14 protein-coding genes are annotated in these 16,731 nt (G+C 68.2%); 6 read left to right on the forward strand and 8 right to left on the reverse strand.

Translation table 11 applies throughout. From position 1 onward, the window contains the following. Positions 1-219: 219 nt before the first annotated feature. The 3 genes from rpoD to WMK75_RS15460 form a co-directional block, all read right to left on the reverse strand. The gene (gene rpoD, locus WMK75_RS15450; protein ID WP_347268504.1) at positions 220-2,202 is read right to left on the reverse strand and encodes an RNA polymerase sigma factor RpoD; all 1,983 of its coding nucleotides are present in this window, start codon (positions 2,200-2,202) and stop codon (positions 220-222) included. Between the two features lie 142 nt (positions 2,203-2,344). After that, positions 2,345-4,264: a DNA primase gene (gene dnaG, locus WMK75_RS15455; protein ID WP_347268505.1), complete on the reverse strand. Its 1,920-nt coding sequence runs from the start codon at positions 4,262-4,264 to the stop codon at positions 2,345-2,347. A 16-nt stretch (positions 4,265-4,280) separates the two neighbouring features. Next, positions 4,281-4,889, reverse strand: coding sequence for a TetR/AcrR family transcriptional regulator (locus tag WMK75_RS15460; RefSeq protein WP_347268506.1), 609 nt, complete (start codon positions 4,887-4,889; stop codon positions 4,281-4,283). Between the two features lie 79 nt (positions 4,890-4,968). On the opposite strand from WMK75_RS15460, the gene WMK75_RS15465 reads away from it, so the two are divergent. Both WMK75_RS15465 and WMK75_RS15470 read left to right on the forward strand, forming a co-directional pair. Next, positions 4,969-5,337, forward strand: a complete 369-nt coding sequence (locus tag WMK75_RS15465; RefSeq protein WP_347268507.1) for a hypothetical protein — start codon at positions 4,969-4,971, stop codon at positions 5,335-5,337. Between the two features lie 16 nt (positions 5,338-5,353). Beyond that, a complete protein-coding gene (locus WMK75_RS15470; RefSeq protein WP_347268508.1) occupies positions 5,354-6,517 on the forward strand; it encodes an alpha-hydroxy acid oxidase in 1,164 nt (387 codons plus the stop codon). Here the strand turns inward: WMK75_RS15470 and WMK75_RS15475 are convergent. Beyond that, positions 6,508-7,488, reverse strand: coding sequence for an acyltransferase family protein (locus WMK75_RS15475; RefSeq protein ID WP_347268509.1), 981 nt, complete (start codon positions 7,486-7,488; stop codon positions 6,508-6,510). The genes WMK75_RS15470 and WMK75_RS15475 overlap by 10 nt on opposite strands. A gap of 199 nt (positions 7,489-7,687) precedes the next feature. Here WMK75_RS15475 and WMK75_RS15480 point away from each other — a divergent pair, with 199 nt between their 5' ends. From WMK75_RS15480 to gluQRS, 3 genes are all read left to right on the forward strand, one after another. Beyond that, positions 7,688-8,299 carry a 50S ribosomal protein L25/general stress protein Ctc gene (locus WMK75_RS15480; RefSeq protein WP_347268510.1) on the forward strand — a complete coding sequence of 204 codons (612 nt, stop codon included), beginning with the start codon at positions 7,688-7,690 and terminating at the stop codon, positions 8,297-8,299. 106 nt (positions 8,300-8,405) lie between these two features. Further along, positions 8,406-9,746 carry a methylenetetrahydrofolate--tRNA-(uracil(54)-C(5))-methyltransferase (FADH(2)-oxidizing) TrmFO gene (gene trmFO / locus WMK75_RS15485; protein WP_347268511.1) on the forward strand — a complete coding sequence of 447 codons (1,341 nt, stop codon included), beginning with the start codon at positions 8,406-8,408 and terminating at the stop codon, positions 9,744-9,746. Next, positions 9,725-10,582, forward strand: a complete 858-nt coding sequence (gene gluQRS / locus WMK75_RS15490; protein WP_347268512.1) for a tRNA glutamyl-Q(34) synthetase GluQRS — start codon at positions 9,725-9,727, stop codon at positions 10,580-10,582. The genes trmFO and gluQRS overlap by 22 nt, the downstream gene beginning before the upstream one ends. On the opposite strand, the gene hisI is transcribed toward gluQRS, so the two are convergent. After that, positions 10,564-10,929 carry a phosphoribosyl-AMP cyclohydrolase gene (hisI, locus tag WMK75_RS15495; protein ID WP_347268513.1) on the reverse strand — a complete coding sequence of 122 codons (366 nt, stop codon included), beginning with the start codon at positions 10,927-10,929 and terminating at the stop codon, positions 10,564-10,566. The genes gluQRS and hisI overlap by 19 nt on opposite strands. A 60-nt stretch (positions 10,930-10,989) precedes the next feature. Between hisI and WMK75_RS15500 the strand changes: the two genes are divergently transcribed. Continuing rightward, positions 10,990-11,427 (forward strand): iron-sulfur cluster assembly scaffold protein, encoded by a 438-nt coding sequence (locus WMK75_RS15500; protein ID WP_347268514.1) that lies wholly within the window; start codon positions 10,990-10,992, stop codon positions 11,425-11,427. 275 nt (positions 11,428-11,702) lie between these two features. Here the strand turns inward: WMK75_RS15500 and recG are convergent, their stop codons facing one another. The 3 genes from recG to WMK75_RS15515 form a co-directional block, all read right to left on the reverse strand. After that, a complete protein-coding gene (recG, locus tag WMK75_RS15505; protein WP_347268515.1) occupies positions 11,703-13,817 on the reverse strand; it encodes an ATP-dependent DNA helicase RecG in 2,115 nt (704 codons plus the stop codon). Continuing rightward, positions 13,793-16,063, reverse strand: coding sequence for an NAD-dependent DNA ligase LigA (gene ligA, locus WMK75_RS15510; protein WP_347268517.1), 2,271 nt, complete (start codon positions 16,061-16,063; stop codon positions 13,793-13,795). Before ligA ends, recG begins: the two co-directional genes overlap by 25 nt. A 354-nt stretch (positions 16,064-16,417) precedes the next feature. Then, positions 16,418-16,731 (reverse strand): hypothetical protein (locus WMK75_RS15515; protein ID WP_347268516.1); only part of this gene is annotated, 314 nt, incomplete at its 5' end.

Here is a 16,731-nt window from a genome sequence, read left to right on the forward strand (position 1 = left end):
GGTTCTGGCAGGCTTCGACACCCGCCACGATACGCCGCCTTCTCAGGCCCCATCACCCATTTTCAGCCATAGCCCCATAGACCCAAGGCTTGGTCATAACCTGAACCATCGCCCGTATAAATAGGGGTGCCAGCGGATCGAACGTATCCTTGACACAGAGGTGCGCCGAACGATAAAGCGGCGCACCAAATCGTGTCAAGCGACTGTCAAGATACGATTTTACTGGTCGAGGAAGCTGCGCAGCTTGCGCGAGCGCGAGGGATGCTTGAGCTTGCGCAGCGCCTTGGCCTCGATCTGGCGGATGCGTTCGCGGGTGACGCTGAACTGCTGGCCCACCTCTTCCAGCGTGTGGTCGGTGTTCATGCCGATGCCAAAGCGCATGCGCAGCACCCGCTCCTCGCGCGGGGTCAGGCTGGCCAGAACCCTTGTCGTGGTTTCCTTGAGGTTTTCCTGAATGGCGCTGTCCAGCGGCAGGACGGCGTTCTTGTCCTCGATGAAATCGCCAAGCTGGCTGTCCTCCTCGTCGCCGATCGGGGTTTCAAGGCTGATCGGCTCCTTGGCGATCTTCATCACCTTGCGGACCTTCTCCAGCGGCATCTGCAGCTTTTCGGCCAGTTCCTCGGGCGTGGGCTCGCGGCCGATCTCGTGCAGCATCTGGCGACCGGTGCGCACCAGCTTGTTGATCGTCTCGATCATGTGCACCGGGATGCGGATGGTGCGGGCCTGGTCGGCGATGGAGCGGGTGATCGCCTGGCGGATCCACCAGGTCGCATAGGTGCTGAACTTGTAGCCGCGGCGATATTCGAACTTGTCCACGGCCTTCATCAGGCCGATATTGCCTTCCTGAATAAGGTCAAGGAATTGAAGGCCCCTGTTCGTGTATTTCTTGGCGATCGAGATCACCAGGCGCAGGTTCGCCTCGACCATTTCCTTCTTGGCCTGGCGCGATTCCTTCTCGCCGCGCTGCACCTGGGCGACGATGCGGCGGAATTCCTCGATGTCGACGCCGACATGCTGGCCGACCATGGCCATTTCGCCGCGCAGCTGCTCGACCGGCCCGCGCGAGCGCTCAAGCAGCGCCTGCCAGCCGCGGCCCTTGTTCTCGCCCATGCGATCGACCCAGGTCGGATCAAGCTCGCTGCCGCGATAGGCGTCGATGAACTCGCGCCGGTTGATGCGCGCGGCGTCGGCCAGTTTCACCATGCCGGAATCGATGGTGACGATGCGGCGGTTGATGCCATAGATCTGGTCCACCAGCGCCTCGATACGGGCATTGTGCAGATGCAGCTCGTTGACCAGGCCGACGATGCGGCTGCGCAGTTCCTGATAGGCGCTTTCCTGCGCGGCGGAAAAGCTGCCGTCCTCGTTCAGGGTGGCGGACATGCGGTTGTCCTGCATATGCGCCAGTTCTTCATAGCCCTGGGCGATGGATTCGAGCGTCTCCAGCACCCGCGGCTTCAGCGAGGCCTCCATGGCGGCCAGCGACAGGTTCTGGCCGTCATCCTCGTCGTCCTCGTCCTCGCCGCGGCTCATCGGGTTGCCGTCGGCGTCCAGTTCCTGCTCGTCGCGGACGGGGGCGGCGGCCGGACCCGAGCCTTCCGCCTCGAGCACCTCTTCCTCCTCGCCCTCATCGTCCATCGCGCGGGTGAAGGTGTTCTCAAGGTCGATCACGTCGCGCAGCAGGATCTCTTCCTCGAGAAGTTCCTGGCGCCAGAGGGTGATGGCCTTGAAGGTCAGCGGGCTTTCGCACAGGCCGGCGATCATCGTGTTGCGCCCGGCCTCGATGCGCTTGGCGATGGCGATCTCGCCCTCGCGCGAGAGCAGTTCGACCGAGCCCATCTCGCGCAGATACATGCGCACCGGATCGTCGGTGCGGTCCAGTTTCTCCGTCTCGGTGGTGGCGATCGCCACCTCGCGCGACCCCGAGGCGGTGGTCGCCAGCGCGCCGCCCTGTTCGGGCTCCTCGGCCTCCTCGTCGCTCTCGACCACGCGGATGTCCATCTCCGAGAGCATGGACATCACATCCTCGATCTGGTCGGAACTGGCCTGTTCGGGCGGCAGCACGGCGTTCAGCTGGTCATAGGTGATGAAGCCGCGCTCGCGCCCCTCGGCGATCATGCGCTTGACCGCTGCCTGCGACATGTCCAGCGAATGATCGTCGTCCTTGCTGTCGGGCTTCTGGTCGTCGTCGTTGGCTGCCATGCTGGTTCCCTTGAAACGATGATTCGCGAATCGCGCGAATCGGGGTCGGCTGTCGGAGAGTTCTAGCGCGAATCGCGGGCAGTTTCAAAGCCCGCGGTCCGGCGGGAACCGGAGTGATTCGGCGCGTGCGATTCGCACCGGTTCAGCGGCGCGGCTTGCGCCAGATCTCGTTTTTCAGCGCCGCGTCCAGGATGGCCCGGAACGCCTCGCTGTCCTCGCCCTGCTCGGCCATGCCCGACAGCGAGGGCCGGTCCGCCCGGTCCAGCGCCCGCGCCGATTGCGTCACGCGCCAGGTCAGCCCCTCATCCGCCAGGCCCTCGATCTCGGCCTCGGCGCGGGCGACCTCCTCGCGGGCCGAGCGGCGCGCCTCGATGCGATCCAGCGCATTGGCAAGGATTCCCGCCGCGGCATCGCCGTCATGCGGGCGCAGGATCGCCGGGGCCGCCCTCACATGGGGCTCGGCCATGATGCTTTCAAGGGCGCGCTGGCCCGCCTGCGACTGCGCGCCCGAAAGCAGGTCGTGGATCAGCGCGGCCCGTCCGGCGTCCTGCGGCTCAAGCCGTTCAAGCCGCGTCTCGACCGGGCCGATCAGCCCGGGATGGGTGGCGCAGATCGCCAGCACCATGGCCTCGATCAGCGCTTCGGCCTCGTCCTCGCCGGCCTCGGGCGAGGACAGGCGCGAGGCCCGCGTCGAGGCCACCGGCGCCACGGGCTGCAGCCGCGCCTCGCGACCCTGCCAGCCCGCGCGCGCCGGACGCGGCGCAGCATCGCGGCGGCGCGGGCCGAACAGTTCCCATTTCAGGTTCTTCAGCGCCGAAAGGTAATGCTCGCGCGTGTCCCGGTCGGGGATTCTCGCCACCGCATCGGCCAGCGCCTTGTCCAGCGCCGCCCGGCGTTCGGGGCTGTCGAAAACCCGGCCCTCGGTTTCGCGCCGCCACAGCAGATCGACCAGCGGCCGCGCCTCGTCAAGGATCGCCGCCATGGCCGCCGGGCCGCGGGCGCGGATCAGATCGTCCGGGTCCAGCCCCTGCGGCAGGAAGGCAAAGCGCAGCGCCTGCCCGGGCGCGGCCATCGGCAGCGCCAGGTCGATCAGCCGCATCGCCGCGCGCAAGCCCGCCGTATCGCCGTCCAGCGCGATCACCGGCTCGGGCGAGACCCGCCACATCAGCCGCAGCTGCTCTTCGGTGATCGCGGTGCCCAGCGGCGCCACGGCGCCCTCAAACCCGGCGCGCACCAGCGCGATCACGTCCATATAGCCCTCGGCCACCAGCAGCGGCGCGCCCCTGGCCACCGCCGCCCGTGCCGGACCGACATTGTAAAGATTGCGGCCCTTGTCGAACAGCGCGGTTTCCGGCGAGTTCAGGTATTTGGCGCGCGCGTTCGGATCCATCGCCCGGCCGCCGAAGGCGATGCAGCGCCCGCGCCCGTCGCGGATCGGAAAGATGATGCGGCCACGGAAGCGGTCGAAGGGCGCGCCGCCACCGTCGGGCCGGGCGGCAAGGCCGGCATCCACGATCGCCGCCTCGGCCACGCCCTTGCTGCGCAGGGCGTTGAACAGACCCTGGCGCTGGTCGGGGGCAAAGCCGATGCCAAAGCGTTCGCAGGTGGCATCATCCAGCCCGCGCCGGGCCAGATAGGCACGCGCATCCGCGGCTGCGCCCATGCCCAGCTGCAGCCGGAACCAGCGCACCGCCTGCTCCATGACCTCGACCAGTTCGTTGCGCCGGTCGCTGCGTTCGGTGGCGCGCGGGTCGCGCTCGGGCATGGCCAGCCCGGCCTCGGCGGCGAGCAGTGCCACCACGTCAAGAAAGCCCATGCCCTCGGCCTCGCGCAGAAAGGTCAGCGCATCTCCCTTGGCGTGGCAGCCGAAGCAGTAATAAAAGCCCTTCTGGTCATCGACGTGAAAGGATGCGGTCTTTTCGCCGTGAAACGGGCAAGGCGCCCACCAGTCGCCGCGCGCCTGGTTCGAGCGGCGCAGGTCCCAGACCACCTTGCGCCCGATGACGCGCGACAGGGGTACGCGGGCGCGGATCTCGTCAAGGAACTGGGGCGGCAGGCTCATGCCAACCTATATCGGATCAGGCGCGGGCGTTGAAAAGAGGATTCGCGCCCACCGCGCCGCGCACGAGGTCGCGGTAGACCGCGGTCACGCGTTCCTGATCCAGCCGCCCGCCCTCGCGATACCAGTTGGTGACGCCGGTCAGCATGGCGATCAGCGCCATGCTGGCCAGGCGCGTGTCGGGCACCGTCATGCTGCCCTCGGCCTGGCCGGCGATCAGGATCGCCTGCAGCGCATCCTCATAGCGGCGGCGCAGCGCGGCGATGGCGGCGCGGTTCTGCGGCGTCAGGCTGCGCAGCTCCATATAGGCCAGGAACACCGCCTCGGGCCGTTCAAGGCTGGTCTGGATGTGAAAGCGCAGGAAGGTCTCCAGCCGCTCAAGCGCCGGACGGGCCGGATCGTCCTGCCAGGCAGCCAGCAATTCCTCCATATGGCCGCGCAACAGGTCGGCCAGCAGCGCCTGCTTGTCCGGCGTATAGCCATACAGCGTACCGACCTGCACCCCCACCTCGGCGGCGATCTGGCGCATCGACACCGCGGCAAAGCCCTGCCGCGCGAACAGCCGCCGGGCGGCGTCGCGGATCAGCGGTCCGGTGATCTCGGCCCTCGAGCCATGGGTGCGTGCCATGCGCCCTTCTAGATGCGGCGCGGGCGGCGCGAAAGAGTGCATCTTGCCCCCGCCTTGCCCGCGGTCCTATGGTCCGGCCATGAAACTGCGGGGGCATGGGATGAATTTCGGGCCGATCCGCGCCATGCTGGCGCTGGCCGCGCTGGCGGGCTGCGGCGACATGACTGGTGATTATCCGGCGCTGATGCCCACCGACCGGTTGCTGGCGGCGCCGGAGCTGCCGGCCCATGCCGCGGATGCCGCCACCGATCCGGGCCCGGCCACCGCGGCGCTGGATGTCCGCGGCCGGGCGCTGGCCGGACAGGGCGGCGCGGCCCCGGCCGGGTCCGATCTGCAAAGCCGCGCCCGCGCCCTGCGCGAAAGGGCGCAGGCGCTGGCCGCCGAACCCCTGGCGCCGCCGGACTGCCCCGCGGATGATCCCGGCTGCGCCTCCGACCCCGGAACCTGAAGAAGGAGCGCAAGCCATGCCGGTGATCACCTGCATCGAGGATCTCAAGCGCATCTACCGCCGGCGCGTGCCGCGGATGTTTTACGACTATGCTGAAAGCGGCAGCTATACCGAAAGCACCTTCCGCGCCAACAGCGAGGATTTCCAGCAGCTGAAGCTGCGCCAGCGCGTCGCGGTGGACATGTCGAACCGCAGCCTTGCCGGCACGATGATCGGGCAGCGGGTCGCCATGCCGGTGGCGCTGGCGCCGGTCGGTCTGACCGGCATGCAATCGGCCGACGGCGAGATCAAGGCCGCCCGCGCTGCCCGTGATTTCGGCGTGCCCTTCACGCTGTCGACCATGTCGATCTGCTCGCTCGAGGATGTGGCCGCGGCGGTGCGGGCACCGTTCTGGTTCCAGCTTTACGTCATGCGCGACCAGGAGTTTCTGGAAAACATCATCGCGCGGGCGAGACGCGCGAATTGCTCGGCGCTGGTGCTGACGCTGGATCTGCAGATCCTCGGCCAGCGCCACAAGGATCTGAAGAACGGCCTGTCGGCGCCGCCGAAACTGACGCTGCCGGTGCTGCTGGACCTGGCGACGAAATGGCGCTGGGGCCTCGAGATGCTGCAGACGAAACGGCGCAGCTTCGGCAATATCGTCGGCCACGCCAAGGGCGTCGGCGACACCTCGTCGCTGTCCAGCTGGACCGCCGAGCAGTTCGACACCCAGCTCGACTGGGACAAGATCGCCCGCATCCGCGACCTCTGGGGCGGCAAGCTGATCCTCAAGGGCATCAACGACCCCGAGGACGCGCGCATGGCCGCCGGTTTCGGCGCCGACGCGATCATCGTCAGCAATCACGGCGGGCGGCAGCTGGATGGCGCGGTCAGCTCGATCCGCATGCTGCCCGAGATCGTCAAGGCGGTCGGCAGCCAGGTCGAGATCCATCTCGACAGCGGCATCCGCTCGGGCCAGGACGTGCTGAAGGCGCTGGCGCTGGGGGCGCATGCCACGCATATCGGCCGCGCCTTTGTCTATGGGCTTGGCGCCATGGGCGAGGCCGGGGTGACCCGCGCGCTGGAGATCATCCACAACGAGCTTGACGTGAGCATGGCGCTTTGCGGCGAGCGCGACATCGGCAATGTCGGCCGCCACAACCTGCTGGTGCCGCCGGCCTTCCTGACCCCCTATGCCTGATCGCCCCCGGCGCCCACGACCGGGCCGTGGCGGGCGGGGTCCGTGCCAAGCCCGGGCAGCGGCAGGCGGCTGCAGGCCAGCGCAACCAGCGTGGGCAGACCAAGCGCGAACAGCATCAGCCCGGCAAGCTCGGTGACGCCAAGCGCGCGCGCCAGCTGCAAGGCCATGACATGCAGAAAATAGATCGCCGCCGAGATCGGATCGAGCCGGATCGGCGGCCGCGGCATCCGTGTGGCAAGAATGAGCAGGAACAGCGGCGGCGCGGTGAGATAGCTGGCCAGCGGAATGTCGAGCATGACCATGACCCCCCAGCGGTCCTGCACCAGCCAGGCCTCGGCCATCAGCAGGCAGGCGCCAACGATTGCCGCGACCAGCAGGCGCCGGTCCTTCCCCGGCCAGTCGGACCCCGGCCGCGCTGCGCGCCGCCCGCAGAGATAGCCGATGCTGACAAAGGGAAAGCAGGCAAACAGCCCGTTCGCATATTTGTGCGCGCCGACATGCACGATCCCCGACAGATCGACATATTGCAGCCCGACGCCGATGACCGCGCAGACCGCCGCCGCCAGGACCAGCAGCCGGTGCCAGCCCGGCAGCCATCTTTCCCCGATGGCGCGCAGCCCCAGGATCATCAGCCCGGCCAAGAGGATGCCGGCCATGAACCACAGGTGGAAATAACCCCGCACCAGCACCTTGACCAGCGACAAGAGGCCATGCACCTCGCCCAGCCAGAACGGCAGGTAAAGCAGCATCCAGAAGGCATAGAGCAGGAACACCCGCCACAGCCACTGCCGCCCCTTGCCGCGCGCCACCGCGGATTGCAGGAAATAGCCGGTGACGATGCAGAACAGCGGCACGATCAGCCGCATCAGCCCGTTGCCCAACACGAACAGCAGCGGCGTGGTATTGGTCTGCATCCATGACGTATGTGCGAATGCCACCAGCACGGCCAGGCACAGCTTGAGGTAGTCCAACGAATGAATACGGTGCAAAACAACAACCCAGGGACGATATGCCCATGGCATGCCGGCAATGGCAGCAACTGGCAAGCTGTATAAATCGCCAATGCGGCGGAATTGCCGCTTCACTTCCCGGCGCATTGCCGCTATAGGCCCGGTTTCGGCCATGCACCCTTGGAGGATGGCCGCGAACCGTCAACAAAGGAATAGCAAGATGGCCAAAGAGATCCCTGATCTGGTGGTCGAGGCACGCGCGGGGACAGGCAAGGGGGCCGCCCGCCAAGCTCGCCGCGCAGGCAAGGTGCCCGGTATCGTCTACGGCGACGGCAAGGAGCCGCAGCCGATTCAGATCGAATTCAACTCGCTGCTGACCAAGCTGCGCGCCGGTCGCTTCATGTCCACGCTGTGGAACCTGAAGGTCGAAGGCCAGGACGACGTGCGCGTGGTCTGCCGCGCCGTGCAGCGCGACGTGGTGAAGGACCTGCCGACGCATATCGACTTCTTGCGCCTGCACCGCGACACCCGGGTGAACCTGTTCATTCATGTGAACTTCGTGAACCACGAAGCCTCGCCCGGGCTCAAGCGTGGCGGCACGCTGACCGTCGTGCGCCCCGAGGTCGAACTGATGGTGACCGCCTCCGATATTCCCGATCACATCACCGTTGACCTGACCGGCAAGCAGATCGGCGATGTCGTCCACATCGAGGACATCGACCTGCCCAAGGGCGTCAAGCCGACCATCGACCGCAACTTCGTGATCGCCAATATCGCCGCGCCCTCGGGCCTGCGTTCGGAAGAAGGCGCCGAGGAAGCCGCCGAGGGCTGATCCCGGCCAGCAGTCATCGTGATCGGGCGGCATTCCCAGCGGATGCCGCCCTTTCTCTTGCCGGGCGCCGATGCTATCACGCCCGCCTGATGCAAAGAGGCAGGACATGGAACCGATCCACATCATCGGCGCGGGGCTTGCGGGGTCAGAAGCCGCCTGGCAGATCGCGCGCGCGGGCGTGCCCGCCGTGCTGCATGAGATGCGCCCCGGGGTCGGGACCTTCGCCCATCGCAGCGGCAATTGCGCCGAGATGGTGTGCTCGAACAGCTTTCGCTCCGACGACGACCAGATGAACGCCGTGGGGCAGCTGCATTGGGAAATGCGCGCGGCGGATGGCCTCATCATGGCCATGGCCGACCGCCACCGCCTGCCCGCCGGCGGCGCGCTGGCCGTGGACCGCGACGCCTTTTCGCAAGGCGTCACGCGGGCCCTGCGGGCGGAACCCCTGATCAGCTTCGCCCCCGGCGAGATCCGCGAATTGCCCAGCGAGGGCCGCTGGATCGTGGCGACCGGGCCGCTGACCTCGGCGTCGCTGGGCCAGTCGATCCTCGCGGCGACCGGCGAAGGTTCGCTCGCGTTCTTCGACGCCATCGCCCCCATCGTCCATGCCGAGACCATCGACATGCAGGTCTGCTGGCTGCAAAGCCGCTACGACAAGGGCGAGACCGAGGCGGAGCGCACCGCCTATATCAACTGCCCGATGACGCGCGAGGACTACGAAGGCTTCATCGACGCGCTTCTGGCCGCCGACAAGACCGAGTTCCACGAGGGCGAGACGGCGGGCTATTTCGACGGCTGCCTGCCGATCGAGGTCATGGCCGAGCGCGGACGCGAGACGCTCCGCCACGGCCCGATGAAGCCGGTGGGCCTGACCAATGCCCATAATCCCTCCGAGAAACCCCATGCCGTGGTCCAGCTGCGGCGTGACAACGCTTTGGGAACGCTATATAATATTGTGGGCTTCCAGACCAAGATGAAATACGGCGCGCAGACCGAGGTGTTCCGCCGCATTCCCGGGTTGCAAAACGCCAGCTTCGCGCGTCTGGGCGGCATCCATCGCAACACCTTCCTGAACTCACCGCGGTTGATCGACGACCGGCTGCGGCTGCGGGCGCGTCCGAACCTGCGCTTTGCCGGTCAGGTGACGGGCGTCGAGGGCTATGTCGAATCCGCCGCCATGGGCCTGCTCGCCGGCCGCATCGCCGCCGCCGAGGCGCTGGGGCGCGATCTGGCCCCGCCCGCGCCGACGACCTCGATGGGGGCGCTGGTCCATCACATCACCGGCGGGGCGGATGCGAAAACCTTCCAGCCGATGAACGTGAACTTTGGTCTTTACCCGCCGCTGGATGCGATGCGCGGTGGCCGCAAGGGCCGCAAGGACCGCTACCCGGCCTATACAGACCGCGCGAAAGCCGATTTCAACCAATGGCTTGCAGGACAGGTTTGATCCGGACCCGCTTCGCCCCCTCACCCACCGGGCCGCTGCATCTGGGCCATGCCTTCGCCGCGCTGACCGCCGCGAAACTGGCCGATCCGGGGCAATTCCTGCTGCGGATCGAGGACATCGACCACAGCCGCTGCCGCCCCGAATATGAGGCGCTGATCACTGAGGACCTGCATTGGCTGGACCTCGACTGGCCTTTGCCGGTGATGCGCCAATCCAAGCGCCTGCCCGCCTATCACGCGGCACTGGAGCGGCTGACGGCAATGGGCCTGACCTACCCCTGCCAATGCCGCCGCGCCGACATCCGGGCGGCGCTCTCGGCCCCGCAGGAAGGTGCGTCGCCGGTGATCGGTCCCGATGGCCCGGTCTATCCCGGCCTCTGCCGCCACCGCGACATGCACGACGCCGGGTCCGAGGACGCGATCCGGCTGGATGCCGCCCGCGCCCTTGCGCATCTCGGGCTGAACGAAATCGCCTTCCAGGACGAGGGCACGGGCACGCGGCATCGCCTGAGCGCACAGGACTTCATCTCCGGCGTCGGCGATATGGTGCTGGCGCGGCGCGGGATGGGCACGTCCTATCACCTCTCGGTGGTGGTCGATGACGCGGCCCAAGGGATCACGCTGGTCACGCGCGGGCTGGACCTGCTCGATTCGACCTTCATCCATATCCTGCTGCAAAAGCTGCTCGGCCTGCCGGTCCCGCGCTATCACCATCACCGCCTGATCCGCGACGATAGGGGCAAGCGGCTGGCCAAGCGCGACGACGCCCGTGCCCTGCGCCTGTTTCGCGCCGAGGGCATGACCACGGCAGAACTGCGTCAGATGCTGGGGTTCTGAGGCGCCATGATCTCGACCTCGGCGCCGGCGCGGATCGCGGTGTAGAAACAGCTTTGGCGATTGGTGTGGCAGGCCGGGCCGGTCTGCTCGACCAGCAACAGCAGGCAATCGCGGTCGCAATCCACGCGCATCTCGACCAGCCGCTGGACATGACCCGAGCTTTCGCCCTTGGCCCAGAACGACTGTCTTGATCTGGACCAGTAGGTTACGCGCGTGTCCTCAAGCGTTTTCTGCACGGATTGCGCGTTCATCCAGGCCATCATCAGCACCTCGCCACTGCGGTGGTCCTGGGCAATGGCGGGGATCAGCCCATTGGTGTCGTATTTCAGGCTGGCGGGGTCGAACATCGGCTTTCCTTTCGGCTTGGCGATCCCTATCTAGACCCGGCGGCTACAGGGGAAAAGACCATGTCCGACAGCGATCTGATGCAACTCTATTCCCGGCGCATCCTGGCGCTGGCATCGGACATCCCGCATCTGGGCAGACTTGAGCATCCGACCGGCAGCGCGCACCGGCGCTCGCCGCAATGCGGCTCCTCGGTCACCGCGCATGTGGTGATGGCCGATGGCCGCATCGCCGATTTCGCGCAGGAGGTGCGGGCCTGCGCGCTGGGCCAGGCCTCGGCCGGAGTGCTGGGCCAGCTGGCGCTGGGCCGGCGCCGCGACGAGATCGCCCGCGCCCGCGACGAATTGCAGGCCATGCTGAAAGAGGACGCGCCCCCGCCCGCGGCCCCTTTCGAGGCGCTCGAGGCGCTGCTGCCGGCGCGTGAGTTTCCCAACCGCCATGCCTCGATCCTGCTGGCATGGGAGGCGCTTCTGGGTGCCATCGACGCATCTGCGACATGAAAAGGCCGGCCCCTGGGGGCCGGCAGTTGCGCGCAGGATCGCCCGGGGAACGGGTGCGGCGCCCCGGCGAAAGGGGCCGCGATTGCGCGGGGCAGGATCAGGCCAGCGGCACCGTCGGCAGCGAGAACAGGACGATCGCCGTCACCGAGATCGCGATGCTGCCAAGCAGGTCAGAGAGGAATTCGCGGTTCATGGGAACTCTCCTGGGGTTGTTTACCATTTGTTCTCATCTGGCGCGGCAAAAGTAAAGAACTTTTTAAGAACTCCGATGCGCGCTAGCCGGCCTGGATCAGGCGGATGGCGCGATCCTGCTCCATCAGCCACAAGAGCAGCCGCACGGCGCGGCCGCGCTCGCCCTGCATCGCGGGGTCGAGTTCCAGGAAACTCTGCGCATCCTTGCGCGCCAGCGCCATCAGCGCCGCCTGGCGTTCCAGATCGGCGATGCGAAAGCGCGGCAGGCCCGACTGCGCGGTACCGATGACATCGCCGGCGCCGCGAATGGCAAGATCCTCCTCGGCGATGCGAAAGCCGTCCTCGGTGTCGCGCAGGATGGCCAGCCGGCGGCGACCGCTTTCCGACAACGGTTCCTGATACATGAGCAGGCAGCTCGAAGCGCCCGCGCCGCGCCCGACCCGCCCGCGCAGCTGGTGCAACTGCGCCAGGCCAAAGCTTTCGGCGCGTTCGATCACCATGATCGTCGCCTCGGGCACGTCCACGCCCACCTCGATCACCGTGGTCGCGACCAGGATCTGCGCCCGGCCGGCGGCGAAATCGGCCATGGCGGCGTCACGCTCTTCGGCCGGCATCTGGCCGTGCACCAGGCGCACGCCCTCGCCCAGGCGCGCGCGCAGGGCGCGAAACCGCGCCTCGGCGCCGGTCAGGTCAACGACCTCGCTTTCCTCGACCAGCGGGCAGACCCAATAGGCGCGCCTGCCCTGCGCGAGCGCTGCCGCCAGATGCGCGACCACCTTTTCGATGCGGCTATCCGGGATCGCGGTGGTCCTGACCGGCTGTCGGCCCGGAGGCTTTTCGTCCAGCACGGACAGATCCATGTCGCCAAACTGCGCCAGCGCCAGCGAGCGCGGGATCGGCGTTGCGGTCATCACCAGCATGTCGGGCGCCAGATGCCCGCCCTTGCTGCCCAGTTCCATCCGCTGGTTGACGCCGAAACGGTGCTGCTCGTCGATGATGGCAAGGCGCAGGTCGTGGAAGGTCACCGTCTTCTGGATCACCGCATGCGTGCCCAGCAGGATGTCGATGCGGCCCTCGGCCAGGTCGGTCAGGATATTGGCGCGGGCATCGCCCTTGTCGCGCCCGGTCAGCGCCTCGATGCGGATACCGGCCAGCGCCGCAAAGGGCTCCAGCGCGCGCAGATGCTGGCGCGCGAGGATCTCGGTCGGGGCCATCAGCACCCCCTGCCCGCCGGCCTCGACCGCGGTCAGCAGCGCGAGGAAGGCGACCAGCGTCTTGCCGGCCCCGACATCGCCCTGCAGCAGCCGGTTCATCCGCCGCGGCGCCGCCATGTCGGCGGCGATCTCGGCCAAGGCGCGGCGCTGCGCCCCGGTCGGCGGCCAGGGCAACCCGGCCAGCACCCGGTCGCAAAGGCGCCCGTCGCCCTGCGTCACCTGCCCGGCCTGTCGCCGCCGGTCGCGGCGCAGCAGCGCCAGCGTCATCTGATGGGCGAAAAGCTCGTCATAGGCCAGGCGCCGGCGGGCGGGATCGGCGGGCGACAGGCCCTGCGGACCCGCGGGCGCATGCGCCGCGTGCAGCGCCGCGGCCCAGTCCGGCCAGCCCTCGCGCGCCAGGAGGCCGGGGTCGATCCATTCCGACGCGGCGGGCAGATGCGTCAGCGCCGCCTGCACCGCCTTTTGCATCACCCCCTGGGTCAGCCGCCCGGAAAGCGGATAGACCGGCTCAAACCCGGGCGGCGGCGGCTCGGCCGGCGTGCCGACGTGGTCGGGATGGACCATCTGCGCCATGCCGTCGAAAAGCTCGATCTTGCCCGAGATGAGGCGCCGCTCGCCCGGTGGCAGCTGCCGTTCAAGCCAGTCGCGGCGCGGGTGAAAGAACACCAGCTGCAGATCGGCGCGGCCATCGGTGCAATGCACGCGCCAGGGCCGGCCCTTGGCCGTCGGCGGGTTGTGGCGGGTGACCGTGACCTCAAGCGTCACGATCTCGGGCGGGCGGGCCTCGGCCAGCTCTGCGATCGGGCGGCGGCGGATGCCGGAATGCGGCAGCGTCAGCACCAGATCGCGCAGGCGCGTCACGCCCAGCTGCGCCATGGCCTCGGCGGCGCGCGGACCAACCCCCGGCAGGGTGTCGACCCCGGCGAACAGCGGGAACAGGGCCGGAGGCCGCCCCGGCGTCATGCTTTCGCGATCGTCAGCCATTCGTCCTCGTCGATGACCCTGATGCCCAGCGCCGCGGCCTTGGCGGCCTTCGATCCCGCGCCGGGGCCGGCGATCAGCAGATCGGTCTTGGCCGAGACCGAGCCCGCGACATGCGCCCCCAGCGCCTCGGCCCGCGCCTTGGCCTCTGACCGGGTCATCTTCTGCAGCGTGCCGGTAAAGACCAGGGTCTTGCCGGTGATCGCGCTGTCGGTCGCGCGCGCCTCGGGGGGCAGGATGGTCAGCATCCCCGCCAGGCGGTCGATGGCCGCGCGTTCGCGCTGATTGGCGAAGGCCTCGGTCAGCGACAGGGCCAGTACCGGGCCGATGCCGTCCGCTGCGATCAGGTCATCCCAGGCCGCCGCCGCGGCCGCAGGCACCGCGGCCGCGGCCAGAGTCGCGGCGCGCGTCTCGGCCAGCCGCGGCCGCCGCCCCTCGACCTGGGCGCGGGTGCGCTCGGCCAGCACCGCCTCCTCGGCCAGACGAAAGCCCTCGGCGGCCGGAAAGGCTGCGTCAAGCGCGGCCTCCAGCGCCTGCCAGTCCCGGAAATGCCGCGCCAGGTCCTGCGCCGCCACCTCGCCGACATGGCGGATGCCCAGGGCGAACAACAGCCGCGCCAGCGCGATCTCGCGCCGGCGGTCGATGGATTGAAACAGACTTGCGGCGCTTTTCTCGCCCCAGCCGTCGCGGTTTCTGAGCTGCGCCAACTGGCCGGGGCCGTGGCGATCGCGCAGGGTGAAGATGTCGGCGGGCTCGCGGATCCAGCCGTCGCGGAACAGTTCCTCGACTACCTTCGCGCCCAGGCCTTCGATGTCGAAGGCGCCGCGCGAAACGAAATGGCGCAGCTTCTCGACCGCCTGCGCCGGGCAGATCAGCCCGCCCGAGCAGCGGCGCACCGAATCGCCCTCGTCGCGCAGCGCCGCCGAGCCGCATTCCGGGCAGGCGGTCGGGAATGTGAAGGCGCTGGCCCCGGCCGGGCGCTCGCTCAGGTCGACATCGGCGACCTTGGGGATCACGTCGCCGGCGCGATAGACCTGCACCCAGTCGCCCACCCGGATGTCCTTGCCCTCGCGGATCGGCTGCCCGTCGGCGCTGCGCCCGGCGATGTAATCCTCGTTGTGCAGCGTCGCGTTCGAGACCACCACCCCGCCCACGGTCACCGGCGCCAGCCGCGCCACCGGGCTGAGCGCGCCGGTGCGCCCCACCTGGATGTCGATGCCCTCAAGCCGGGTCCAGGCGCGTTCGGCAGGAAACTTGTGCGCCAGCGCCCAACGCGGCGTGGTCGCGCGCATGCCCAGCCGCGCCTGCATCGCCAGATCGTCGACCTTGTAGACGGTGCCGTCGATGTCATAGCCCAGCGTGGCCCGCTGCCGCTCGATCTCGGCCCAGGCAGCCAGCATCTCGCGCACGGAATGACAAAGCCGGGTCAGCGGATTGGTCCGAAAACCAAAGCGGCCGAGCGCCGCGATCGCCTCGGTCTGGGTGCGGGCAAAGGGCGCACTGACCTCGCCCCAGGCATAGGCAAAGAAGCGCAGCGGCCGCGCCGCCGTCACCGCGGCGTCAAGCTGGCGCAGCGACCCCGCGGCGGCATTGCGCGGATTGGCAAAGACCCGGCCGGTTTCGGCAAGGTTCAGCTGCGCGAAATCGGCATGCGACATATAGCACTCGCCGCGGACCTCAAGCACCGCGGGAAAATCCGTACCCGCCAGGCGCTGCGGAATGTCGGCGATGGTGCGGGCATTTGCGGTCACGTTCTCGCCCGTGGTGCCGTCGCCGCGGGTCGCAGCCTGCACCAGCAGGCCGCCCTCATAGCGCAGGGAAAGCGAGAGGCCGTCTATCTTCGGCTCGGCGGTGATGGCAAGCGCCGCATCCGGCGCCAGCCCGAGGAAATTGTGCAGCCGCTGCACGAATGTCTCGACATCCTCGGCGGAAAAGCCGTTCTCGAGCGAAAGCATGGGCAGGCGATGGCCGACCTTGCCAAAGCGCCCGTCCGGCGCGGCGCCGATCTGGCCGGTCGGGCTGTCGGTCGGCGCAAGCCCGGGAAAGCGCGCCTGCAGTGCCGCCAGGCGGCGCTTGCCGGCGTCGAATTCGGCGTCCGGGATGAAGGGCGCGTCCTCGCCGTGATAGGCGCGGTTGGCCCGCGTCAGCAGATCGGCCAGGGCCGCGATTTCGGCTGCAGCGGCCTTGGGATCAAGATCCGTTTCCTCGGGGTTCAGTGGCACGGGTTGGTCCTGCCTGTCGCCGCTCATGCCGCCCTCGTCGATGGTCGATGTCACCTGTCAGCCTATGGGATAGCGGCACGGCCCGCGCAATGTCCAGCGCGGCCCTTGGCGGTTCCGGCGCTGGCAGGCGGTGGGCAGGCGCCTGTCGCAGCGATTGGAAGGTCCGGGCGCGCGACCTGGAAAAACCGGCGCAAACTGCGGACAGAGCCCCAAATGGCTCCGAGCCACCGTCGAGGCGCGCGACAGCTGACATAAAGAGTGTCCTGACCCAGCGGAATATGCTCAGTTAAGCTGCTAAAGCATTTCTGTTGAACCCTGAATCGCTGGGGTTCCGTCGCAGTGCGGATCGTGATTCCCTTCTGTCTGGGAGGACGGATCATGTCAGCACCCTTGCCGTCGGCGCTTCGGACGCGGTTTCAGCGATATATTGAAGAGGGCCTGAGCGGTCGGGCGGCGGCGCTGCGGCTGAAGCTCTCGCCGGCGACCGGAGCACGTTGGGGCCGGGCGATCAGAACCAAGGGGCATGCTGAGCCATTGCCCCAGGGACGTCCCAAAGGGCATGGAAAGCTTGCCCCGCACCGAGCCTTTTTCGAAGAACTGCTCGAACAGGATCCCGACAGAGCTATGGCTGAATTTGGGTGACGCGGCTTGATCATGCGGCGCGGCTTTGGCTGGCATCGTCAGCGGCGACGCCA

The organism is Paracoccus sp. (in: a-proteobacteria) (assembly GCF_039808215.1).
GTDB lineage: Bacteria > Pseudomonadota > Alphaproteobacteria > Rhodobacterales > Rhodobacteraceae > Paracoccus.

Bases quoted from the DNA above. Each gene is read 5' to 3' on its own strand.
- rpoD (WP_347268504.1), bottom strand. From the start codon at position 2,202: ATGGCAGCCAACGACGACGACCAGAAGCCCGACAGCAAGGACGACGAT.
- dnaG (WP_347268505.1), bottom strand. From the start codon at position 4,264: ATGAGCCTGCCGCCCCAGTTCCTTGACGAGATCCGCGCCCGCGTACCC.
- WMK75_RS15460 (WP_347268506.1), bottom strand. From the start codon at position 4,889: ATGGCACGCACCCATGGCTCGAGGGCCGAGATCACCGGACCGCTGATC.
- WMK75_RS15465 (WP_347268507.1), top strand. From the start codon at position 4,969: ATGAAACTGCGGGGGCATGGGATGAATTTCGGGCCGATCCGCGCCATG.
- WMK75_RS15470 (WP_347268508.1), top strand. From the start codon at position 5,354: ATGCCGGTGATCACCTGCATCGAGGATCTCAAGCGCATCTACCGCCGG.
- WMK75_RS15480 (WP_347268510.1), top strand. From the start codon at position 7,688: ATGGCCAAAGAGATCCCTGATCTGGTGGTCGAGGCACGCGCGGGGACA.
- trmFO (WP_347268511.1), top strand. From the start codon at position 8,406: ATGGAACCGATCCACATCATCGGCGCGGGGCTTGCGGGGTCAGAAGCC.
- gluQRS (WP_347268512.1), top strand. From the start codon at position 9,725: ATGGCTTGCAGGACAGGTTTGATCCGGACCCGCTTCGCCCCCTCACCC.
- hisI (WP_347268513.1), bottom strand. From the start codon at position 10,929: ATGTTCGACCCCGCCAGCCTGAAATACGACACCAATGGGCTGATCCCC.
- WMK75_RS15500 (WP_347268514.1), top strand. From the start codon at position 10,990: ATGTCCGACAGCGATCTGATGCAACTCTATTCCCGGCGCATCCTGGCG.
- recG (WP_347268515.1), bottom strand. From the start codon at position 13,817: ATGGCTGACGATCGCGAAAGCATGACGCCGGGGCGGCCTCCGGCCCTG.
- ligA (WP_347268517.1), bottom strand. From the start codon at position 16,063: ATGAGCGGCGACAGGCAGGACCAACCCGTGCCACTGAACCCCGAGGAA.